We start from the raw sequence: 21,296 nt of genomic DNA, 5'->3' as shown, positions 1-21,296 counted from the left end.
GGTCGGAGCGATCCGACCTCGTTGCATCTTAACGGGTAACATGATGAATTTCGACAGTAAATATATTTGGGAGTCCCTGCCGCTGCTGTTGCAAGGACTACAGTTGACGCTGATTATTTCATTATCAGGTTTATTGGGTGGTTTTGTTATTGGCCTGCTGGCGGGAACCTGCCGGGCGCTCGGAGGGAAAATATCAAAGACAGTCTCGTTAGTCTTTGTCGAGTTAATCCGCGGGACGCCTATTATGGTGCAAGTGATGTTTATTTACTTCGCACTGCCCATGGTGTTACCGATTCATATCGACCCGGTAACCGCGGCCATTACGACTATTGTGATTAACTCGGGTGCTTATATTGCAGAAATCACCCGAGGGGCGATCCTCTCGATTAACAAAGGTTTTAGAGAGGCCAGCCTGGCAATGGGATTATCTCAGCGCAGCACGCTATGGCATGTCATTATGCCGCTGGCATTACGCCGTATGATCCCTGCGTTAGGTAATCAGTGGATTATCAGTATTAAAGATACCTCGCTGTTTATTGTGATTGGTGTGGCGGAATTAACTCGTCAGGGGCAAGAAATTATTGCCGGTAATTTCCGCGCGCTGGAAGTCTGGACCGCAGTGGCAATGATTTATCTGCTGGTGACGCTGTGCCTGAGTTTCCTGCTGAAGCAACTGGAGAAGAGGATCCATATTTTATGAGCATGGTTGAATTTAGCGCAGTGTCGAAAAATTTCGGTGCCACTCAGGTGCTGCACGACATCAATTTAAAAATTGACGCCGGCGAAGTCGTGGTGATCATCGGCCCTTCCGGTTCGGGCAAATCGACGCTGCTGCGCTGCATTAACAAGCTGGAGGAAATTTCCTCCGGCACGCTGCTGGTAGCGGGAATGCATATTACCGATCCTCACGCTAACGAATGTGATATCCGCCGCGAAGCCGGGATGGTGTTTCAGCAGTTCCATCTGTTCCCCCATCTGACGGCGCTGGAGAATGTGATGTTTGGTCCGGTTCGCGTACGCAAACAGAGCAAAGCCGCCGCGCGGGAGCAGGCGCTGGCGCTACTGGACCGCGTTGGCTTACGCGAACGCGCCAGTCACTACCCATCAGAGCTCTCTGGCGGTCAGCAGCAACGCGTGGCCATCGCCAGAGCCCTGGCGGTGAAGCCGAAAATGATGCTGTTCGATGAGCCGACCTCAGCGCTGGACCCCGAATTACGGCATGAAGTGCTGAAAGTCATGCGCTCGCTGGCCGAAGAAGGCATGACCATGGTGATTGTGACCCATGAAATCGGCTTCGCCCGGGATGTGGCATCCCGGCTCATCTTTATTGATGGCGGCACCATTGCCGAAGATGGTCCACCTGATATGCTGCTGAATAGCAGTCGCAATCCACGCCTGAAAGAATTTTTGCAACACGTATCCTGAACAGAAGTGAATGATAATACTATGAAAAAAATCGACATTCGTGGTTCCGCTTTTGCAGTAGGTCAGGAACTTGGCGCCTTTGGCCGCGAGGCCTGGCATGCAAAACTCACGCAAACGGCGTTGTGGCAAACCGTTACCGCCATGAAAGACACAGAACAGACCCGAAGCATGCGCTCGCGGGTCCAGTCACACTATCCCCTGATCTGGCAGGAGCTGGAGGGATTAGCCGAGGGTCTGGAAGCACCGTTTGATGAGGTGTTTGCCTGGAACTGCCGCGGCGATCTGGTGCGCTCAACCTCTGATGGCTGTACCACGGTAGCGGGAAGAACCGCAGAGGGGGAGCTGATTATCGCGCATAATGAAGACGGTTTCCCGCAGCTTCGCAATGACTGTGCCATCGTCAGCATCACCCCGGATGACGGCCTGGCGTTCACCAGTTTTGCTTATCCAGGCTCAATTTGCGGACATACCTTCGCCGTAAACGAAAAGGGCGTGGTGAATACGGTGAATAACATTCGCGCTTTGCACCGTCCACGCGGAATGCCGCGCCAGGTATTAGCCCGCGCCGCGCTGAATGCCGCCACCTTAGATGAAGCCATCTCAATACTGACCACCGTGCCACGCGCCGGTGCATTTCATCATACGCTGGGACAAATGGGAGACAGCCGGCTGTTTAGCGTGGAAGCGACGGGAACAGGCTGTTCCGTCACGCCGCTGCGGGAGGTTTTCGCCCATGCTAATCACCTTATCCACCCTCAGCTTGCTGCGGTTGAGCAGGTGATCACTGACAGCTCCCGGTCACGCCAGCAGAGGTTAAACGCCTGGCTGGGGACGCAATCTCACCTTGATGGTGCGGCGGCACTGGGTATTCTTTCAGACCAGCATGATCCCGCGCTCCCGATTTATCGTCTCTCGCCAAACGATCCTGATGAAGAGAACACGCTTGCCACCGCCATTTTTACCCTGAGCATGTCGGAGATAAAATGGCAGATATTCACTCACGATCGGCAAAAACCCGCTTTACAGTCTTACTGAGCCGCTTCCGCACGTAATGCGGCCTGCACCGCTGGACGGGCATTAATTTTATCCCTGTACGCCAGCAGCGCAGGCCAGGGGCTCAGCTCGATGGAGAAGAACTTGCACCACCTCAGCACGGTAAAAAGATAGGCATCTGCCACGCTGAAGGTCGATCCTGTCAAATAAGCGCGAGTGGAGAGCGTTTCCTCAAGAAAACTGAACGGCCTGAAGAGCTTCTCACGAAAAATGGATTTGACCTCTTCGGGCAGCAGGCGGTTGAAAAGAGGAGCCGATCCCGCGTGTATTTCACTGGTGATAAAGTTAAGCCATTCCTGAAGCCGCACCCGCTCCCAGCTGTCTGCGCGCGGTGCCAGCCCCCTCTCCGGCTTGAGGTCAGCGAGGTATTGCAAAATCGCTGGCCCCTCGGTCAGGACATTTCCGTCATCCCGTTCAAGCGCGGCGACATAGCCTTTAGGGTTAATGGTCAGGAAGTCGCGCCCGTCAGCGGTAAGCTTGCTCCTGTTGTCCACTTTAACCAGCTCAAACTCAATCGCCAGTTCGCGAAGCACGATATGGGGTGAGAGTGAACAGGTGTCCGGGGCGTAATAGAGTTTCATAATCTCTCCGTTAAAGCTGTGAGTGATAAACATTCGGTTTGCATTCACTGTGCTTAAAACCGTTATCACTGTAAAATTAATGATTCATAAATTAACTATTAGCTGAGCTACTGATAGCCATGATGAATCTGTTGCACTGGCGCCTGATGGTTGCCGTGGCGGACGCCAGTAATATTTCGCGTGCCGCTGAAGAGGTCGGCATGACGCAGTCGGGTGCCAGCCAGGCGATCGCTCAGTTAGAGGCTTCATTAGGATTTGCGGTATTTACGCGTGAGCGACGCCACGTCGGTGTTACAGCCCTGGGCGAGCGGGTTGTCAAAGAGGCAAGAAGCATGCTGGCACGGCTGGACGCCATCCGCACACTGGCGGATGAGAGCCGCGGGCTGAGTGGCGGGCGCATTCGACTTGCCAGTTTTCCGTCAGTAACGTCCACGCTTTTGCCGGGGCTGCTGCGGGACGTGAAGCGCCTGCATCCTGAAATAGAGGTGGTCGTACTGGAAGGCACGGACCAGGAGGTCGAAGAGTGGCTTGCGGCAGATACTGTTGATATCGGTGTGGTCATGAACCCTGTTCCCGGACGCGCGGATGCGATCCTGGGGCAAGATGCATGGGTCGCAGTGTTACCAGCCAACCACCGTCTGGCTCGCTATGCACGCACGCGCGGCATCACCCTTGAGGAACTGGCAGACCAGCCCTTCGTACTCGCCACAGGCGGTTGTGCCGTCAATGGAAAAAGCCTGATGGAGCAGACTGGGTTGGAACTGTCTGACGTACAGGTGACCGTCCGCGACTGGATCAGCGCCTGCCTGCTGGTACGCGAAGGCTTGGGCGTCGCACTGATACCTGAATCCGCTCTGCCGGATGAATTACGCGGTTTGTGCGTCGTGCCCGTGACGCCTTCGCTGTGCCGGGAGTTTGGGCTGGTTTGCTCCCAGGCGGGCAAATCTTCCCGCGCGACGCAGACGTTATTAGAAGGATTGATCAAAATGAAAAAGTCTGCGTAAAGAGTAACCGCGGTACAAAATGTGCCCGGCGGCTACGCCCTTCTGGAAGCCGCCTCGCAAACCTGCAAGCAACCTGATGTAATTCATGGCTATCCCTTTTTTTCCCTTCTTCGCGGTCGTAAAGTGCCTGCGTTGCGGCACATCCGTAACCGGGCGTAGGAACCCGTTAGCATAACATGACATTTTTTTGCACAACGAGGATGCTAAATGGCTACTACCCCTGAATTTTCTTACGCGCTCTCTGCGGAAAGCGCTGTTTGTCACCTCATCAACAATTCAATTTCCGATTCTGCGGATCTCTTCGAACTGGCCGATGCCTGCACCGCCTATGTAAGCGTATTGGTGGAAACTGACGACGAAGTGACATACACCAAGCTCTGTAAGCGGTTGCTGGCTGCGCTGAAGCGACTACGGGAGTGCTGTGATGCTGAACTCCCGCCGTATCTGGTTGAACAGCTGATTGCGGGAGAAAAGATGGCTTCCTGCGTGCCGGACTGCTGGCAAGAGACGACTCTGCAGGTGGACTATGCCGTGGCGTTAACGCTGGCGGTGATGGGCGGAACACTGCCTGCGAGCGTGGCGAAAGAGCTGACCGGGCTGCTGCATGATATGGTCTGGCTAATGGCGGAGTTTGTGAAGGAGCCGTATATCGCGGCGCACTGAGGCGTGAGATGGGAGGCCGGAAAACTGCTGAGTAAGAAGCAGGAATTTCGGCCTTACGCAAAATACAATGTTGTTTGTCGAATGTCCCTTAAGAGTGAAAGCGGACGTTAGTGCGTGTATCTACAGCACGCACTTTTTCGCCAGAAACTTCATTTTTTCCATAAATAACATATAAAATAAAGGGTGTTATTGTTGCAATAAAGCGTCTTAAATATGAATCCCTATGAAGAAAAATACAGACAACTCATAGCGAATGGGGCTATAGCTTGGGCTGATAAAGGTTATTTCAGGGCAAAAGAACAGCAAGAAAAAATCTTTCAGTGGCTTGATTTTAATAATTATTTACCCCAACCTGGCGCGCCAATACTTGAAATGGGATGTGGTAATGGAGCGATGGCTGCGCAGTTTCTTGCTGAACGAGGATATTCAGTATGGGGTGTGGATTTTTCTGAAACCGCTATCAGATGGGCTGAAAGGCGTTTTCAACAAGCGGGCCTCTCCGCTCATTTTCTTGTCGGAAATGTTTGTCATATTTATCAATGCAAGGACTCAATGTTTGAGCTGGTTATTGATGGTAGTTGTTTGCATTGCCTGATAGATGATGACCGAACTCGCTTTTTCGCAGAAGCGAAAAGATTGCTCAAACCCGGCGGACGGCTTGTGATCAGCTCCATGTGTGGAAGCCCCCGTAATTCTGATGATATTAGTGTTTTTGATCCTATAAGACATCATTTACTGAAAGAAGGTCACCCCTGGCGTACCCTGAAACCTCTCCCTGCATTAACAAATGAGATACAGGAAGCACAATTTAACGTACTTGCAACAAAAGTTAATACCAACGAGTGGTGGGATCATGCCACTCTGGTATGTTCTTTGAAATAATTATCGGCTGATTGCTCGTTAAAGTTACATCCGCTTCAGTCATCGAAATTAGATGCTAGTCTGAATTCCGCTTTTAGCGAGGAGCGGAAGATGCCGACGCACATCAATTGGGCAAGAGATCGTGTGACAAACTAAAAAATGGCTACCGAAGCAGTGGTGATTCAGTCTGACATTGCATGGCGCGCTTGGGTTTGATACAACGAATAAACCATGTCGCCAAAAACACATACGAAGATGATTTCGAGTCACAACTTCCTGGTCCCGTTCCATGGCAAAACAATTCATGCTGAAAGCACATTTGGGCGCAATGGACATGTTCTGATGCTTCATGGTGGCGGCAAAGATCGAACCGTTTTCTACAAATACCGGGATATTTTGGATACCCTGGGTTTTGGAACGACGGTATTTGACTTTACAGGTCATGGTGAAACGGGGGGAGACATTCACGAATCTTCTCTTTTTAATCGTACGATGCAAGCAGAGGCGGTTATCGCTTCTCTGGGGCAGACGCTTACAGGTTGTATGGGCATCAGTATGGGAGCCTATAATGCACTTCAGCTTAGTAAAGCGATGCAATTCCGATCTCTCATCCTTATGGTTCCAGGTGTCTACTCAACACTTGCATATAAAGTTAAGTTTGGCCCTGATTTCTCTGCAATAATACGCCAACCCAGGAATTGGGAACATACAGATGCATGGAACATTGCTGCTGAGTTTAACGGGAATTTACTGATTATTGCTGCCGAAAATGATGCAATCATCCCCTCAGAAATACCAGAAAAGCTGCTGTCTTCTGCATCATGCTGTAGTCAAAAGCAACTTCTGACCATTCCCAAAGCTGGACATAATAATATTTGGGAAAATGTCATGCTCTCACCTGCGCTATACGAAAACGTAAGATCGGCCTTTAAGCATTGTTTATCTGATTAAATCAATGACCGCTCCTGGCACGCAGCAGACAAGCACCATCTATTCCTCCCGCAACGAGGCCGTAGTCTTTTTGAAATGTAAGCAAAGAAAACAGTGGCTTATTAAAAACCCAATTAAAAATCATAGTTGACATATTAAACTTTAACACCCGCCTTTTTGTTAACACGTTGACTTGAAAATGTTTTCATATTGTTAACATTGTGCATGCATTAGTTCTGTTTTTTATATTTTGATAACATCAATTCTGTTAAAACCATCACCAGGACAACTTTTGACTCATTAGTGGATTCTGTATCAAATTTTGTATGGAATAAATTACATAGATTAAATAACCCCATTTATGTTCCAGGGATTTTTTCTTTGAGATGTGTCGCAATATAAGCTTGTCTTCCAGAGTGAGAACTGGAAGTGAAAGGACAAGGTGTGTATAAATGAGGTGTTCTTTATATAACACTACTTGCTTATGGTGATGTAGTTGCATCTGCTGAAAAATTGATAGATGAGTAATTATAACGCCTGCTCTCAGTCGGTACTCTGGCCTTTTCATCCGGAAATTATGTTCAGGCTACCACTCTGTCTGCAAAATTACCCGGTATGTCGGCTACGATTGTCATGCCCCATGATGCTCCAGCCAAAGTATCGGCGACAAAAGTTAAGGCATCTGCCTTTTATCTAAGGAATAAGTCATGTTCAAGCCTATAAATCATCCTGTCGCGTTTGCGCTAACACTAGTATATGCCTCGCTATTTACTCATGGTTCTCAGGCTGCAACGGCCTCGCCGTCATTAACGACATATAGCCAAAAAGCGACTGAAGCTCTGCCTAAATTGATGATCCTTGCTACCGGCGGTACCATTGCTGGACAGAGCACTGGTGAAGACTCCAGCTCTATCGGATACACATCCGGCGCCATCAGCCCAAGAGTATTGCTTGCAGCCGTTCCAGGATTGGATAAAAAAGCCCAGCTTAGTAGTGTCCAGGTCGCATCCATTGGTTCTCAGGACATGAATGATAAAATCTGGTTTGATCTTGCCCAGAAGATCGACGATCTGTTCAGTACAGGTGCCGCTGACGCTATTATTATTACCCATGGCACAGATACTCTTGAAGAGACAGCTTTTTTCCTCAGTCTGGTAATACATCACCCCCAGCCTGTTATTATTACTGGAGCCATGCGACCGGCGACAGCAACTGGTGCAGATGGCCCTGCTAATTTGCTTGAATCTGTGAATACTGCTGTGGACAAACAATCGAAGGGACGGGGAGTAATGATTGTGATGAATGACACTATCCAGTCACCGATTTGGTCCACGAAATCGGATACAACCGGAGTGGCTACTTTTCAGTCACCTTACGCCGGCCCACTGGGTTATGTCGATGCGGCAGAAGTTCATTATATTACCCCGGTGCCGGCAGAATCTCGTCTGTCTCTACAATTACCTGCATCCCATAAACTTCCGCGGGTTGAGATCATTTATGCCCACAGTAATATGGACGATGTCCAAATCAACAATGCGGTGCGTGATGGTGCAAAAGGAATTATTCTCGCCGGCGTGGGAGACGGAAATACATCCGCCTCAGCGTTAGCTGCGCTCAAAGCGGCCCGGGAGCATGGACTTGTCGTGGTCCGCGCATCGCGCTCCTATACAGGAGCAGTAAAACGTAACGTCGAGGTCGATGATAACAAAGCCGGCTTTGTTGTTTCGTCGGGGCTGAATCCGGCAAAAGCACGGATCCTTACTCAGCTTCTGCTTGCAAACGGAAAGACTTCACCAGAAAACGTTCAGGCCGCATTCTGGTCAGTTACCGGCCATAAAAACTGACGTAAAAATACCCTTCGATAAGAGGCGTTTTCGATGCTTTTACAGATAATTTTTTATCTGGGGAAACGCCTGTGAAATATGGTGATCGGGCGGTATACCATAACGCATAGCCATGATCCGCGCATGTTCACGTTTGACAAAATCAAAATTGACGGCAGTTTTGTTAAAGATGCCGTCGTTCGGCCGGACTGTGCCGCTGTCGCTGAAGGTGTTGAAACTCAGGAGCAATTTGATCGTATCCTTGAGGAAGGTGTGCAGAGATACAGGGTTATTTTTACGCGCCTCCCGTTCCGTGCGAAAGAGACGTTATTGCCGTGGAAAGGTTAAACAAACTCAGAGCAGGTTCCCCTGCAGCGAATACGGAACATGGCTGCAACTGACTTCCAGAGCTCAAACCCTTTCTTCTGATGGCCAAACTCTCATAGAGGTACATCTAATCCCTTATCAAAGGCGATTTTTCAGGGCGTTTGGGGTTGCAGACATTGTGAAGAGTGCGTGGGAAAAAGACGTCTCCCCAGGGGAGGAGACGTAAAGAATAAAATGCTAAACAACAACGCCATCACAGCGATAGATAATGTGTCGAAAACGGTTAAAACCAACGAAACCGTTTGCGTGGGTTATTTTCTCATAACCGCTCACCCTTAACAGCTACCAGAACGGGTAAAAACGACAGCTTGCATTTCCGTTATCCGATGAGCAGTTCTCTGTCTAACGGTTCGATCCGGTTTCTGACGTCATCAATAGTGGCGAACGTCATTCTGTGCCCCCTTAAACTGCTTCGATAGGGCTCGCAGAGCGGAACTGATAAGCCTACTGAGATGAAGATCCGCTATGAGCGAGGAGCGGACACTGGGTTTACCCTTTCGGTAAAACTTAACTGGAAGATTTCGATACGACACCAGACCCGCTAAACAACATGCGGATGCCGAGGCCTATCATGACAACGCCTGTAAATCGTTCCTGCCATTTGATAAAGCCTGGGTGTTTACTTAGCCAGTTTCCAAATGTCCCTGATGCCATTGCGACTGACCCCAGGGAAATAATTCCTGCCAGCTTCTGGATACTACCCAGAACAAGCAATTGCAGCCAGACAGGACCCGCAGCGGGATCGACAAACTGAGGAAGAAAAGCGAACATGAACAGTAGAGATTTTGGGTTAGTCAGGCTGTTCAGGGCGCCTTCCTTAACGGCACTCCAGTCAGAAATTTTGGCAGTTTTTCGCAGCCGCGTATCTGTGCCTGAAGTCGCAATCATTTTTATGCCCAGCCACATCAGATAAACCGCACCAGCCCGCCTTAACAGATCTAGCGCAACCGGCCAGGCATGAACAACGGCTACCAGCCCCAGGACAAGAAAAGAAACTTGCACAAAACCAGCTACAAAGACATTACCCAGTACCGTAAGCAGTGCAATACGTCTTCCCTGACCGACTCCTCTTGCGATAGTTAGCATCATGTCTGGCCCCGGAGAAATCTCCAGAAGCGTTAGCGCGAGAAGAAAAGTGAGAAACGTTTCGATGGAAGGCATCTTGGTTAAGTCCGGATAAATATTTCTGCTACGTTACATCAGTCCGATTCGAGCCGAAAGTGGAATATACTGCAGCGTCTGCTTCTGGCACAAAGCGGACATATCTTTCGCATTCACCTCATACAGTGACGTAGCAATCCTATTCGCCGTTAAACGTTGGCTCAACACATGTGCCCTCTACTCGAAATGTCCCGCCTGCATCTTTTAAAGTTCGGGTGCTAAGATAGCAATGTAGTGGCTAAAACCTTACGGTAATTGTAGCGGTACATCACTGCCATCAAAGATTTCTCTTAAATACTTTTCAAGCGATTTAAAATCTTTTGCTGCAGGAATGACCACGCGATATTCGCTGATGCCAATTTTTTTTGCGGCATCATCATTAAGCACGATCACAAGTTTGCCATCTGTGAGTTGAACGGAACGAATAGAGTCTGTTAACTCATATTCCGTTGACTCACTCTGAAATCCAATGCAGTCGTTAATAGGTAATTCATCCTCATCAAATCGTCCGATAATGATAAAGTTTTTTGGATCATGAGTGTCATCTCCTATTCCGATAGTGAGGACATCATTTTCTTCAAAGCAGTTAATATACGCTGCGATAAGATTTTTAACATTACTCATCAGTTGTCCTTGTCTTGAATCGTTTTGCTCCTGACAGATTTTACCGAAAGCATGATATTCATTAACATGTTAGTATCGTAAAAGTAGTCGAAGATTGCATCCGCACAAATATTTTTAATATTGCTCCTGTTAAAGGCAAAGTATATATTTCCGGCATAGCGAAGCGGCTGATGTGCCATCGCCATGCGATTCACAACACATGGGAAACCTTGGCTCCGATGACGTACCTCGCCAAAGCTGCAGAGCTGGCCGCTTCTGCGCACTTAGCCGCATTCGTCGGTTATCTCGAAATCGATTTGACTTCTTCGGGCAGCACGAGGTTGAAAAGAGCTGTACATACAGCGTGATTTTAAGATGAATGTTGACCTTATCTGGGATCGGGATATTCATCCTTTGGTTATGCGTCTATTCACTATGTCATTCACATAATGTTCCATCGAAATATTGTGCTCCCGATTAATTTTAGAAATGAATGCGCTAAGATGCTCTTGCGATGCATGAAGGGTAGTGGCAATAAGGTTATCAAAATCGTTCTGAGTAAATCGTTTATGTCCCTTCAACGTCGAGTGCTGGAGCAAAGTGTGTGCGGACACTTCCAGGACGGCCCGCCGGTAATGATCGGACAGCAGGATGTCAAGATCGATCTGACGAATATCAAACTCAAAATGAAAGCTGACAAATCCCGATTCGACAGGTAAGGAATAAATCAGTTTGTCACCTAATTGCTCAACGTAAGGTTCATATCCTTCTCCCATTACTCGCGTAGTCTGCATATAATCCCTTTCCTTTCATGCATTAGATTAATTTCTCTTGAATAAATACACCGCATTACTATTTTAAATCTTGTTTAAAATACCCGTAAAAAAGAGAACCTCACCTCGCTATAAAATAATATTTTACCGTGAGGGTTTCCTTTTAAAGAAAAAATCTATCCATAAAAATAATTATAAAATGCATTGAAGTTTTCATTACCGATAAGAGGCACAATCCTTCCCCGCAATTCATCAATAAAATCATCTTTTACTTCGTCATTATCATCTGCTATATCAAAGATATCGTATTGGCCATATACCAAATCAATAAGCTCAGCTAGAGAAAATATGAACCCAGAGAGACTACTAGCTATCTGAAACGGTTCAATTACATCACAACCTGCATAAACAGAGGAACTCCCTTCATCGATAACCGCAATTATAGGTTTACCTCCGCCTAAATCATTACCAATAACAAGATAATTATCTGGTAAGTATTCATAACCACTTTGAGCCTTCAAGAGCTCACTGGCCGAGTGAAGTTTAATTGGCGTGAAGCCTGTTTCAATCTTTAACTTTTCAGGATTATAATTTTCATATAAAAATTCCACCTCTGTCGAACGAGGTAAGTTGGACGGGAAGGCATTGTCCAGATCAGTGACGGTGCTGAAACTTCCTGACAGCGAGTGTTTATTGCAAATAACAATAAGTTGTTTTAATGCTTTTTCAATCTCATTCACAATAGTCTCAGACGCATCCATAAATATAGCCCTCAGTAATAACCAATTAATTTAGAATTACATTCTCAGTATGTACTACCTTCAAATAAGCTAAGTAAATCAATCTTTAATTAATCTCTCGCTCTTTAAATAAAAGCTCTTTGAAGTTATCGTTCTCGAGATAAAAATTTAAACCTGATATGAAATCCGCTACAGATGGTTTTTCTCTTTGGATAGAGATATTATGTAATACATCTATAAATTGATCTCCATAGAAAAACAACTCTAGAGAATTATCAACAACAAAATCAGGATATACTTCCTCATCGTTATCACTAATGACAGGATAGTTATCTAAATAACAAACAAGCTCTTCTTTAGCAAATGCTTCATATTCTTTTGTATACACACAAAAATCATCTAATGTGTTCCCACCCATGATTTTATATATTAAGCCATCTAACCCATACGCTTTTCTGTATTCTAGCCAACTCATACGCACAATCCTTGAGGGTTATCTTTTATACTTTGCAAAGCAAGTAGTTAATGATAAAATCATATATTGAATTGGAATTTAAATGTTTTTATAATCCGGGAAAATCATTCCCAGGACCATTTTAGCTAATTAAAATCATACTCACATTAATAAATAGGGTCAGCAAAATCTATTCCTTTCACATTATTCTTAGAAAGGAACTCTTTTAATTCATTTGAAATAATTACGCAAGATTTATATTCACTACATCTTGCCATACTAAAATCTTCAACAACATTTTCTTTGAAGACTATTTTACTAAACTTCCTTGGACCATTAGGTAAATAACTTAATATAGGTTGGCTTTCTGAAGCTTCCATATCGATGCATGAAACCTCACTTAGTATATTAATTATTTTATACCCTTGATGTTGGGTTTCATTTACAGTTACAGTTGCGTCAATAAGTTGAACATCAGTCCGAAAAACATCGTGACAAGAAATTAGTGATGCTAGTCTGGGTGATATGAATATAGGCCCATCACTATAATAAAAATCATATGCAAGCAGTGCCTTCTCACTCACCTTAGATTTTAATTTAAAAAAATACCCCTCGTTACTTTCAATTGATTTACATTGAGAAAAAGCACTTCCAGATATGTCAGGGTGCTGGTATTCAAACCAATAACTATTGGGGTAATCAGAAGCAATTCGTAGCTCATACATACTTAGCACCTCGCTTTTCTAACCGAGTTTTTGTTAAGAATAGTTTTCCCACCGCGTAAATCGGCACGTTCATTTTTTATAATTTCACTAACAGCTTGTTTATACTCTGCTTGTTTCCAGCCGTTTTCCTTCCCGTATTCATATATAGCATCCATCTGGTCACCTATATTTTTTGTATAAACAGGGTGAGACCCACTATGGATTGTTCTTGTCGGATGGTAATCAGCTGACTTAGGTAAATAAATAACATTTTTAATATCATGGATATTAAAATCAGCCGCTTTTATTAAATCATGGCCTTTTAACTGTTGTGGAATAATATGATGCTTTTGGAAACCAGTAATACTCGGCATCGTGTTATAGGTCAGCAATCCAAGCGGATCAATCCACCCCAACGGGTTCGGCGCATACTGATAAAGGTTCCACCCACCATTCAACCCAATCGGATCCTGCACAATAAACCACCCGACCTGCGGGTCGTAGTAGCGGAACAGGTTATAGTGCAGTCCCGTCTCACCGTCAGCGTACTGCCCGGCATAGCGCAGCGGCTGGTGTGCCATCGCCGTGCGATTCACAACCCTTGAGAACCCTTCGCTCTGATGATGTACTTCGCCAAAGCTGCCGTACTGACCGCTCCAGCGCACCGCGCCGCGCTCGTCGGTCACTTCCAGCGGCGCGCCGTTCAGGTCGGTATTGAACCAGTAAATCTCACCGCACTTCTGGTCACGAAGGTGATCCACCCGCGCCAGGGGGCTCCAGGCTTCATTCGGATCGTATACATAAGTGCTGCACAGCCCGCTCTCCTGCTGCACCTGCAGCAGGCGGTAGCCCTGCCACAGGAAGCGGGTGTCGGTGGTGCCGTGCGTCGTGGTGACGATTTTGCGCGTGCGGCGGCCCAGCGCGTCATAGTGATAGCGCGCCTCAAACCGCCCTTCAGGCCCGGTTCCCCGGGCGAACACCAGACGGTTCTCGGCGTCATACGCATAATGCTGTTCATACAGCCCGTTGCGGCGGCTGACCAGGTTGCCCCAGTGGTCGTATTTCATAAACAGCGCCTGCCAGTGCTGCAGGCGGTTATCCGTGACCGGTACCGGATCGTCACTGGCGGCGAGGTTATCCGCGGCGTCATAGCTGAACTGCGCGCGACTGTGCCCCTGTCGCGCCTCGTATTGCTTCAGCAGACGCCCTTCGGCGTCATGACGGTAAGCGATCTCATCGCTTTCAATACCTAGGGCAACGCCTTCGGCGGTTGGCGTGCAGCGGATGCGGGTAATCTGGCCGCTCAGATCGCGGACGTAGCGGCTTGCATAAGACAATCATGCTACCGCCACACCCTGATAAATTAAGCCATCTGCACGATAACTATTTTAGTTTTTATACAACAGGTTAAACACTGAAACTTACCGAAACATAATGCTGTTTTATGGTCGATTAAGTAGGTATCACCCATTCCAGTCGTAACACCAAACCTCTGCAGAACATGCAATCAGACCAAACTGAACAAAATCAATGGGAGGATTTATTATCCTCCCATTCTTTATTATTTTGAAATTGTATAAGCTGTTATTGAAGAAATATCAATGAATTTTGCTTTTATTGAGAGAGAGAATATATCATCTTGAGCTAAAATGATGATAAAACCATCTTCTTTAGATATGTTAACATCTAAAGAAAAGTTAGTTTTATTCCAACCAAATAAGCTAGCCTCCGCTATATCAATAGCAGTCAATTGTAATTGTACGACATTACATTTCTGCATTATCCATTTTTTTGGTGGTTGCGAAGGATAACTTTCAATATTGAATCTTAGTGTGATTTTTGGCCCATCCCTATGGAAAACCACATCATGAAGTTCAACATTACGTAATGAAGGTTCTTCATCGGTGAAGATAGAAGAAATACTTCTTTTATCAATTAATAAATCAACCCATGAGTTCATTTTCCCTCCTTAAAATGGATAATGTTCTAGCGTTCCAGATATAGTACCATTTCGGGTATCACTGATCGGTCGAACATTTAAATGTGGCCCTTGGTTACCAGGTGTTCCTGGAGGTCCATAGATATGCCCTGGTGAATGGTCCTGGATTACAATGGATTCACCATCTGGACGCGAGAAAGTATATTCTCGTGTCTTTATAGGTAAATGATCGTCTCCTAAAATAGATTTCCCGTTTCGATCTGTTAAAGGTACTAGCTCAACTTTTGATGGTTGCTGGCTCACTGGTATTCCGGCATCTCTTTTCGCTGCCCTAAAGGTTGCATTTCTCGATTTAAATTTAGTAGTACAGCTAGCAAGACCCAGCGGATCAATCCACCCCAACGGATTCGGCGCATACTGATAAAGGTTCCACCCACCATTCAGCCCAATCGGATCTATTCAGTAAACTGAACCAACCTTAAATTATAAAAGCTAGGAAAATTTAAAAATCCACCACGACCTTTAGCTTACTGACTAATAGATACGAAAGGTCCCATTAATTGTATATGAGAACACTTCAAATTTAAAAAAATATCCGTCCCCTTTATTATAACTTCACTATGGGGAGTGTTTTTTTGTATTTCTATTTTTGCTGGCATATCCGTAGACATACCTTCTATTTTTAAGGATCTTACTCCACTGCAACTTATACCACACCTACATCTATTATAGCCTTTAACCCATTTTTGGGGAGGATTGTCAGGCAACTCATTAACAAAGTCAAAATATATTATTACCGTAGCAGTATCGCGGTCTATTTTAATATCAAAGATGTCGATTTCATTCACTTCAACATATCTACTGAAAACCTTGTTAAACAAAATACCACCTTCGATTTCGTTCCAATACATATGACTCTTCTCAAATTTCATGATTGTCTAATGTGCCAGAAACTGAACCTACCCAAGCAATTTCGAATGTTCTTTTTAAAATAGTCTCAGAGGGACATTACCATCACCGTAAGACTCTTGCCCCGGTTTTTTATCAAATCAAAAACATTACCTAAAACGTCCTGGGAGGATGAACCTCCCATTTCAATCATTTTTTATCTGACCATGAGAAACCGAAATCAATATATCCTTCAGCACTTATCACTAGACACCATTTATTTTCTCTATCAAAAAAATAATGATGCTGAGGGATATTTTTTATTGCCATATCAAGAAATAAAAAAAACTGCTTGGGATTCAACCTGACAGAAAAATCAAGAGACGAATCATTTATATAGTAAATCTCATCACTATTTGAAATCACATCATGAACATCAGTATCATGAATGAATCTCTTTATATCTACCAACCAATCCTTATAGTCCCCATGTAGTTCTAAAGACCTATGAGCATTGGTCTTTGACCAGTCAATTTTTGAACCAGCCCAACTATAACTATCGGATAACTTATCCGCAATGTGTTCCCAGTCATCCACAATTTCTGGTTGTTCAGGAAGCAAAGATATTTCCTTCCTGATTTCATCATCGAGCGTCATTAAGAGCCTCTCCATGGTTTTGATGGTAAATTAAATAAATCTTGAATTTTTGTCACAACGGATTCAGCCGCATCAAACATGAAGTGCTCCCCTTTATCTTTACCGCTAAACACATTGATATGAGCTCCACTTCGTTCATCATACTCAACTCTAAAACCTGTTTTTCCATCAATTGTTGTCATCCCGACAGGTTGACCTTTAGTCGAACCAAATTTGCCTGTGTTAACTTTTTCGGCTTTAAATCCTCGCTCTTCTAACCATTTCAGAGCTTTATTTCTGGCCTGTTCATATGAGTCTTTGGATGAACAGGTTGACAATCCAAGCGGATCAATCCACCCCAACGGGTTCGGCGCATACTGATAAAGATTCCACCCGCCGTTCAACCCAATCGGATCCTGCACAATAAACCGCCCGACCTGCGGGTCGTAGTAGCGGAACAGGTTATAGTGCAGTCCCGTCTCACCGTCAGCGTACTGCCCGGCATAGCGCAGCGGCTGGTGTGCCATCGCCGAGCGATTCACAACCCTCGAGAATCCTTCACTCTGATGATGTACTTCGCCAAAGCTGCCGTACTGGCCGCTCCAGCGCACCGCGCCGCGCTCGTCGGTCACGTCCAGCGGCGCCCCGTTCAGGTCAGTGTTGAACCAGTAAATCTCACCGCTCTTCTGGTCACGAAGATGGTCCACCCGCGCCAGGGGGCTCCAGGCTTCATTCGGGTCGTATACATACGTGCTGTACAGCCCGCTCTCCTGCTGCTCCTGCAGCAGGCGGTAGCCCTGCCACAGGAAGCGGGTGTCGGTGGTGCCGTGCGTCGTGGTGACGATTTTGCGCGTGCGGCGGCCCAGCGCGTCGTAGTGATAGCGCGCCTCAAACCGCCCTTCCGGCCCGGTTCCCCGGGCGGATACCAGACGGTTCTCGGCATCATACGCATAATGCTGTTCATACAGCCCGTTGCGGCGGCTGACCAGGTTGCCCCAGTGGTCGTATTTCATGAACAGCGCCTGCCAGTGCTGCAGGCGGTTATCCGTGACCGGTACCGGATCGTCATTGGCGGCGAGGTTATCCGCGGCGTCGTAGCTGAACTGCGCGCGGCTGTGCCCCTGGCGGGCCTCGTAGTGCTTCAGCAGACGCCCTTCGGCGTCGTAGCCGTAGTCCACCTCACCGCGCAGGGTGTCGCTGACGCCGGAAAGCTCACCGCGTGCGGTGTAGCGATAAAGGCGTTCCAGTAGCTCCTGCTCCGGCAGGGTCACGTCCGTACTCAGCTCGCTGCGCTGCAGGGTGCGTCTTCCGAGGCTGTCATACTGACGGAGCTGCTCGCGCGCGCCCTGAGTGCGGCGCACCTCGCGGTGCAGGCGGTCGCGGGTGAACTCGGTCACCAGCTGCTGCCCGAAGCGGATGGCGCTGACGTGGCCGGAGCCGTAGTGCAGCCAGGCCAGCTTTTGCTCGCCGGGCAGCGTCAGGCCGGTCAGGTTGCTCAGGGCATCCCACTCGTAGCCCACCGCGCCGTTAATGCCGGACTCGCTCAGCACGCGCCCGGCGGCGTCGTGGCGGTATGCGATCTCATCGCTTTCGATACCCAGGGCAACGCCTTCGGCCGTCGGCGTGCGGCGGATGCGGGTAATCTGGCCGCTCAGGTCGCGGAAGTAGCGGTACTCCGCGTGGCGCTGAGTACGCCCGATCAGCAGCCCGCTGTCGTCATAGCTGAACTGCTGGACGCGACGGGCGATACCGCCGTCGGCGGCAGGCCGGCCGTTTTCTTCGAGCGCGCAGAGGAACCCTCGCGCGTCCCATTCCATATGGCGCACGGTCTCGTCCGGGCGCGTTTCGCTGAGCGGGCGGCCCACGGCGTCGTAGGTGAAGCGGTATTCCGCCCCGTTGCCGTTATCGAGCCGCAGCAGGTTGCCGCGCGGATCGTAGCGCCACTGGCGCACGCGGCCAATACGGTCGGTGAGGCTGACCGGGAGGCCGAGCGCGTTGTAGGCCCAGCTCACCTCGCTTTCCAGCGGGTCGCGCCAGCCCGTGAGCTGGCCGCGTTCGTTCCACACCAGCGACTCGCGGCTGCCGTCCGGATGGATCACGACGCTCAGCAGCCCGGCACCACTCCACTCCCGGCGCGTGATATTCCCTTCCGCATCCTCGCTGGCAATCAGCTGCCCGAATCGATCGTAGGTGAAGCGGGTCACGCTGCCGGAGCAGTCGGTGCGCTGCGTCAGCAGCGCCTGGTGGTTCCAGACCAGGCGCACCACGCCACCTGTGGCGTCGGTGATGCTCTCAGGCAGGTTTTCTTCATCGTCAGGATAGCCATACGCGGTGGTGCTACCGGCCGGATCCGTTTCCGACAGCAGGCGACCGCGAAGGTCGTACATGGCCTGCGATGAGGTGCCGTCCGGGTACACCGTGCGGGTGATGCGGTCGGTCAGGCGATGCCAGTGGTACTCGGTGCGGCGGCCCGCCGGGTCCGTCTCGCTGGTCATGCGGCCGTATTTGTCCCACGTGCTGCGGCGCATTGCGCCGCCGGGCAGAATAACGTCGCAGAGCTCGCCGTCGCGGTAAACAAACGTCGTCTGGCGACCGTCGTAATCCGTGAAGCGCGCGACGTTGTCGTCGTCGTCGACCAGCCAGTGCGCCTGGGCGCCGTCATCGCGGATAGCACGGCGGATGCCATTTTCAAAATCGTATTCGAACGCCAGCTGTTCGCCGCCGCTGTGGCGGAAGCCGACCACGCGCGGCAGGCCGTCAATCTCCCGCCAGCGGTATTCGCTCAGCAGGCCGTTGGCGTCCTCATGGGCGCTCATCATCCCGTCCTGCCAGCGGAAGCGTCGGCGCACGCTACCGCCCCGGCCGGTCACGGAGACCAGCTGGCGCTGTTCATCATAAGCGTAACTGACCAGGCAGATCTCGTCATCCAGCCATGCGCCGACGAGCCTGTCACGGTCGTAGCGGCAGACCACGCGCTGGCTCGCGCTGTCGGTCAGGGCATGCAGGGTATGATCCGCATTCCATTCGAAGAGGATCTCGTTGCCGCAGGGTTCAGAGATGCGCTGAAGCAGTGACGGGGCATCATCCCGCAGCGGCGCATAGTGCCAGCGCTCGCCGCTGACGTCATACACCGACCAGCTGTCGTCAGAGTGATGTTCAAGCCAGTTTTTTTCGCTTTCGCAGTAGGTGCGCATCCCTTTCGGGACCTTCGGGAAGGCGACGTAATCGCCGGACGGCGCGCGCCACACCAGGCCGTCCTGGTAAGGCTCCAGGCGGCTTTCCCAGAACAGGCTCCAGCCGCGGCCCAGCACGCTGTCGCCGGGGTTGCCGCTGCGCCAGTAGCGCTGCCAGCGCACCGGAAGGCGGGAAGGAAGGACGAAGTCCAGCTCATCATCCCCGCTGAGAAATTTTTGTCCGCTGACGATATCCACCGGGCGGGCGATGATCCCTGCGGCCGCCACGCCTGTCATCAGCGTGCCGGCGCGACAGGCGATACGGGCCAGCTTATTGATGCCGGGGATTTTGCCCAGCAGCTTAGAGAGCGCCCCGACTTTACCAGCGGCACCGCCCCACCCGCCGATAAGCCCGGCAAACAGCAGAGTAAGATCGGAGACTTTATACAGCCACTCGGGGACTTCAGACTGAATGGGGAGGGTTTGCTGCGGGTCGCCGCCGATAATGACGTTGTCCGAACCGGTCATCACCTTCGCGTCGCAGGTGGTGCGATCCCCGATGCGTGCCGCAGGCAGGCCGTTGATAGAGACCCGTGAAGAGCCTTCGGCCATCTGCTGCGAGCCATCGTCAGAGCACTTCACCGCGCTGTCCGTGGCCATGGCGGCGGGTTTACCGTTGATAAACACGTTGGGCGAACCGGAGGTGATGACGCCTTTCTTCGTCATGCTGGATGCCCCGGCGTCCGCGATGCTGTCCCGGGCGGCGGTCGCCAGCTCCCCGGTGTAATACCCCACGGCCAGGCTGGCGCCGACGAGCAGGACGCCCACGCCAAGACAGGATGCACCAAGTCCGGCAATAAACATGGCCCCCGCCAGAATGCCCCCGGCGGCGGCAATCAGGCCGCCGACAATCGTTCCGGCAATCATCCCGGCCAGCGCACCGGAGTGGCCGATATCATCACCAACGCGTGCTGCTTCAAACATAACAACTGTCCCTGGTGTTAATGGTGGAAGCGGAAGCTCCTGAGAAGATCGCCAAACAGCGTGCTGTCAGCATCGCCCAGCGCGCGGGTGCAGGTCATGGTGAACACCAGAATGTTATTGCTGTCGACGTTAAATACGGCCTGCTGCTGCCATATGCGTTTCCCGTCGCGCAGGTAGGTAGCATGGACGGTTTCACCCTGTAAAAGGTCGTCGCCCAGCGTAGCGGCGCTGCGCTCACCCTGCTTCCAGCCCTTGATGTGTTTTTCCATCAGGGCGAGCTGGCGATCGATATACGCGGCAAGCGCTTCACCAGCGTTGAGAGCATCGCGGGAGATGTTGAACGCCGGTGCATCCGCAGCGGGCGGCGCAAATACGTTGACGGTACGATCCTGATATCCCTCAGGAAAAGAGATCAGTCCTTCACTGAAAAGGCACTGCGAATGTTGTTCTGACATTGAGCGGGTCCCACCACATATTTTCAGAAGCGGTAAGTTTCGCATATGTGTTTAAGGCT

Annotated in this window: 22 protein-coding genes and 2 pseudogenes; 10 read left to right on the top strand and 14 right to left on the bottom strand. The window is 49.4% G+C overall.

What is annotated here, in order from left to right:
* The first annotated feature begins 43 nt into the window (after positions 1 to 43).
* The 3 genes from glnP to GXP72_RS05700 are packed head-to-tail and all read left to right on the top strand — an operon-like array spanning position 44 to position 2,460.
* A complete protein-coding gene (glnP, locus tag GXP72_RS05710; protein ID WP_024906945.1) occupies positions 44 to 700 on the top strand; it encodes a glutamine ABC transporter permease GlnP in 657 nt (218 codons plus the stop codon).
* 2 nt (positions 701 to 702) lie between these two features.
* On the top strand, positions 703 to 1,425 hold the full coding sequence (gene glnQ / locus GXP72_RS05705; protein WP_024906944.1) for a glutamine ABC transporter ATP-binding protein GlnQ: 723 nt from the start codon (positions 703 to 705) through the stop codon (positions 1,423 to 1,425).
* Positions 1,426 to 1,446: 21 nt separating this feature from the next.
* Complete coding sequence (locus GXP72_RS05700; RefSeq protein ID WP_061715807.1) at positions 1,447 to 2,460, top strand: C45 family peptidase; 1,014 nt, start codon at positions 1,447 to 1,449, stop codon at positions 2,458 to 2,460.
* Here the strand turns inward: GXP72_RS05700 and gstA are convergent.
* On the bottom strand, positions 2,454 to 3,059 hold the full coding sequence (gene gstA, locus GXP72_RS05695; protein ID WP_024906942.1) for a glutathione transferase GstA: 606 nt from the start codon (positions 3,057 to 3,059) through the stop codon (positions 2,454 to 2,456). The genes GXP72_RS05700 and gstA overlap by 7 nt on opposite strands.
* Before the next feature lie 119 nt (positions 3,060 to 3,178).
* On the opposite strand from gstA, the gene GXP72_RS05690 reads away from it, so the two are divergent.
* The 7 genes and pseudogenes from GXP72_RS05690 to GXP72_RS05665 all read left to right on the top strand — a co-directional run bounded on the left by GXP72_RS05690 (position 3,179) and on the right by GXP72_RS05665 (position 8,688).
* Positions 3,179 to 4,063 carry a LysR family transcriptional regulator gene (locus tag GXP72_RS05690; protein WP_090417896.1) on the top strand — a complete coding sequence of 295 codons (885 nt, stop codon included), beginning with the start codon at positions 3,179 to 3,181 and terminating at the stop codon, positions 4,061 to 4,063.
* A gap of 207 nt (positions 4,064 to 4,270) precedes the next feature.
* On the top strand, positions 4,271 to 4,726 hold the full coding sequence (locus GXP72_RS05685; protein WP_148769270.1) for a hypothetical protein: 456 nt from the start codon (positions 4,271 to 4,273) through the stop codon (positions 4,724 to 4,726).
* A 213-nt stretch (positions 4,727 to 4,939) separates the two neighbouring features.
* A complete protein-coding gene (locus GXP72_RS05680) occupies positions 4,940 to 5,608 on the top strand; it encodes a class I SAM-dependent methyltransferase (RefSeq protein WP_071994451.1) in 669 nt (222 codons plus the stop codon).
* Positions 5,609 to 5,818: 210 nt separating this feature from the next.
* Entirely contained in the window at positions 5,819 to 6,538 is a 720-nt protein-coding gene (locus GXP72_RS05675) for an alpha/beta hydrolase (protein WP_061715811.1), read from the top strand.
* Positions 6,539 to 7,066: 528 nt separating this feature from the next.
* Positions 7,067 to 7,189, top strand: a pseudogene (locus GXP72_RS22560) (serine dehydratase); the annotation flags it as partial.
* Positions 7,190 to 7,224: 35 nt separating this feature from the next.
* Complete coding sequence (locus GXP72_RS05670; protein WP_024906937.1) at positions 7,225 to 8,361, top strand: asparaginase; 1,137 nt, start codon at positions 7,225 to 7,227, stop codon at positions 8,359 to 8,361.
* 123 nt (positions 8,362 to 8,484) lie between these two features.
* Entirely contained in the window at positions 8,485 to 8,688 is a 204-nt protein-coding gene (locus GXP72_RS05665; RefSeq protein ID WP_061715812.1) for a hypothetical protein, read from the top strand.
* A 546-nt stretch (positions 8,689 to 9,234) separates the two neighbouring features.
* Here the strand turns inward: GXP72_RS05665 and GXP72_RS05660 are convergent.
* The 13 genes and pseudogenes from GXP72_RS05660 to GXP72_RS05600 form a co-directional block, all read right to left on the bottom strand.
* Positions 9,235 to 9,888, bottom strand: a complete 654-nt coding sequence (locus GXP72_RS05660) for a LysE family translocator (protein WP_208763588.1) — start codon at positions 9,886 to 9,888, stop codon at positions 9,235 to 9,237.
* 246 nt (positions 9,889 to 10,134) lie between these two features.
* Entirely contained in the window at positions 10,135 to 10,512 is a 378-nt protein-coding gene (locus tag GXP72_RS05655) for a hypothetical protein (RefSeq protein WP_061715814.1), read from the bottom strand.
* Positions 10,513 to 10,898: 386 nt separating this feature from the next.
* Positions 10,899 to 11,285, bottom strand: a complete 387-nt coding sequence (locus tag GXP72_RS05650) for a hypothetical protein (RefSeq protein ID WP_208763587.1) — start codon at positions 11,283 to 11,285, stop codon at positions 10,899 to 10,901.
* Positions 11,286 to 11,440: 155 nt separating this feature from the next.
* Positions 11,441 to 12,025 (bottom strand): hypothetical protein, encoded by a 585-nt coding sequence (locus GXP72_RS05645; RefSeq protein WP_090417901.1) that lies wholly within the window; start codon positions 12,023 to 12,025, stop codon positions 11,441 to 11,443.
* An 85-nt stretch (positions 12,026 to 12,110) separates the two neighbouring features.
* On the bottom strand, positions 12,111 to 12,479 hold the full coding sequence (locus tag GXP72_RS05640) for a hypothetical protein (protein ID WP_024906921.1): 369 nt from the start codon (positions 12,477 to 12,479) through the stop codon (positions 12,111 to 12,113).
* Positions 12,480 to 12,625: 146 nt separating this feature from the next.
* Positions 12,626 to 13,183, bottom strand: coding sequence for a DUF1629 domain-containing protein (locus GXP72_RS05635; protein ID WP_208763586.1), 558 nt, complete (start codon positions 13,181 to 13,183; stop codon positions 12,626 to 12,628).
* Positions 13,184 to 13,185: 2 nt separating this feature from the next.
* A pseudogene (locus GXP72_RS05630) lies at positions 13,186 to 14,400 on the bottom strand (RHS repeat-associated core domain-containing protein); the annotation flags it as partial.
* A 323-nt stretch (positions 14,401 to 14,723) separates the two neighbouring features.
* The gene (locus tag GXP72_RS05625; protein ID WP_024906919.1) at positions 14,724 to 15,122 is read right to left on the bottom strand and encodes an Imm50 family immunity protein; all 399 of its coding nucleotides are present in this window, start codon (positions 15,120 to 15,122) and stop codon (positions 14,724 to 14,726) included.
* 9 nt (positions 15,123 to 15,131) lie between these two features.
* A complete protein-coding gene (locus GXP72_RS22555; protein ID WP_071994450.1) occupies positions 15,132 to 15,404 on the bottom strand; it encodes an HNH/endonuclease VII fold putative polymorphic toxin in 273 nt (90 codons plus the stop codon).
* A 224-nt stretch (positions 15,405 to 15,628) separates the two neighbouring features.
* Positions 15,629 to 16,012 carry an Imm50 family immunity protein gene (locus GXP72_RS05615; RefSeq protein ID WP_208763585.1) on the bottom strand — a complete coding sequence of 128 codons (384 nt, stop codon included), beginning with the start codon at positions 16,010 to 16,012 and terminating at the stop codon, positions 15,629 to 15,631.
* Between the two features lie 187 nt (positions 16,013 to 16,199).
* Entirely contained in the window at positions 16,200 to 16,646 is a 447-nt protein-coding gene (locus GXP72_RS05610; protein WP_024906918.1) for a hypothetical protein, read from the bottom strand.
* A complete protein-coding gene (locus GXP72_RS05605) occupies positions 16,646 to 20,782 on the bottom strand; it encodes an RHS repeat-associated core domain-containing protein (RefSeq protein ID WP_244319942.1) in 4,137 nt (1,378 codons plus the stop codon). The genes GXP72_RS05610 and GXP72_RS05605 overlap by 1 nt, the downstream gene beginning before the upstream one ends.
* Before the next feature lie 17 nt (positions 20,783 to 20,799).
* Positions 20,800 to 21,237 (bottom strand): DUF1795 domain-containing protein, encoded by a 438-nt coding sequence (locus GXP72_RS05600; protein WP_048993217.1) that lies wholly within the window; start codon positions 21,235 to 21,237, stop codon positions 20,800 to 20,802.
* Between the last annotated feature and the right edge of the window lie 59 nt (positions 21,238 to 21,296).

The organism is Enterobacter sp. SES19, from assembly GCF_011765665.1.
GTDB classification, from domain to species: Bacteria; Pseudomonadota; Gammaproteobacteria; order Enterobacterales; family Enterobacteriaceae; genus Enterobacter; species Enterobacter pseudoroggenkampii.
The sequence above is the reverse complement of the archived record's forward strand: the minus strand, read 5'-3'. Positions and strand labels throughout refer to the sequence as shown.

Coding starts and splice junctions, on each gene's coding strand:
- GXP72_RS05650 (WP_208763587.1), bottom strand. CDS start 11,285: ATGCAGACTACGCGAGTAATGGGAGAAGGATATGAACCTTACGTTGAG.
- GXP72_RS05665 (WP_061715812.1), top strand. CDS start 8,485: ATGTTCACGTTTGACAAAATCAAAATTGACGGCAGTTTTGTTAAAGAT.
- GXP72_RS05655 (WP_061715814.1), bottom strand. CDS start 10,512: ATGAGTAATGTTAAAAATCTTATCGCAGCGTATATTAACTGCTTTGAA.
- glnP (WP_024906945.1), top strand. CDS start 44: ATGAATTTCGACAGTAAATATATTTGGGAGTCCCTGCCGCTGCTGTTG.
- GXP72_RS05605 (WP_244319942.1), bottom strand. CDS start 20,782: ATGTTTGAAGCAGCACGCGTTGGTGATGATATCGGCCACTCCGGTGCG.
- GXP72_RS05670 (WP_024906937.1), top strand. CDS start 7,225: ATGTTCAAGCCTATAAATCATCCTGTCGCGTTTGCGCTAACACTAGTA.
- GXP72_RS05700 (WP_061715807.1), top strand. CDS start 1,447: ATGAAAAAAATCGACATTCGTGGTTCCGCTTTTGCAGTAGGTCAGGAA.
- GXP72_RS05685 (WP_148769270.1), top strand. CDS start 4,271: ATGGCTACTACCCCTGAATTTTCTTACGCGCTCTCTGCGGAAAGCGCT.
- GXP72_RS05610 (WP_024906918.1), bottom strand. CDS start 16,646: ATGACGCTCGATGATGAAATCAGGAAGGAAATATCTTTGCTTCCTGAA.
- GXP72_RS05645 (WP_090417901.1), bottom strand. CDS start 12,025: ATGGATGCGTCTGAGACTATTGTGAATGAGATTGAAAAAGCATTAAAA.
- GXP72_RS05660 (WP_208763588.1), bottom strand. CDS start 9,888: ATGCCTTCCATCGAAACGTTTCTCACTTTTCTTCTCGCGCTAACGCTT.
- GXP72_RS05690 (WP_090417896.1), top strand. CDS start 3,179: ATGATGAATCTGTTGCACTGGCGCCTGATGGTTGCCGTGGCGGACGCC.
- GXP72_RS05600 (WP_048993217.1), bottom strand. CDS start 21,237: ATGTCAGAACAACATTCGCAGTGCCTTTTCAGTGAAGGACTGATCTCT.
- GXP72_RS05615 (WP_208763585.1), bottom strand. CDS start 16,012: ATGTATTGGAACGAAATCGAAGGTGGTATTTTGTTTAACAAGGTTTTC.
- GXP72_RS05675 (WP_061715811.1), top strand. CDS start 5,819: ATGTCGCCAAAAACACATACGAAGATGATTTCGAGTCACAACTTCCTG.
- GXP72_RS05680 (WP_071994451.1), top strand. CDS start 4,940: ATGAATCCCTATGAAGAAAAATACAGACAACTCATAGCGAATGGGGCT.
- glnQ (WP_024906944.1), top strand. CDS start 703: ATGGTTGAATTTAGCGCAGTGTCGAAAAATTTCGGTGCCACTCAGGTG.
- GXP72_RS05640 (WP_024906921.1), bottom strand. CDS start 12,479: ATGAGTTGGCTAGAATACAGAAAAGCGTATGGGTTAGATGGCTTAATA.
- gstA (WP_024906942.1), bottom strand. CDS start 3,059: ATGAAACTCTATTACGCCCCGGACACCTGTTCACTCTCACCCCATATC.
- GXP72_RS05625 (WP_024906919.1), bottom strand. CDS start 15,122: ATGAACTCATGGGTTGATTTATTAATTGATAAAAGAAGTATTTCTTCT.
- GXP72_RS05635 (WP_208763586.1), bottom strand. CDS start 13,183: ATGTATGAGCTACGAATTGCTTCTGATTACCCCAATAGTTATTGGTTT.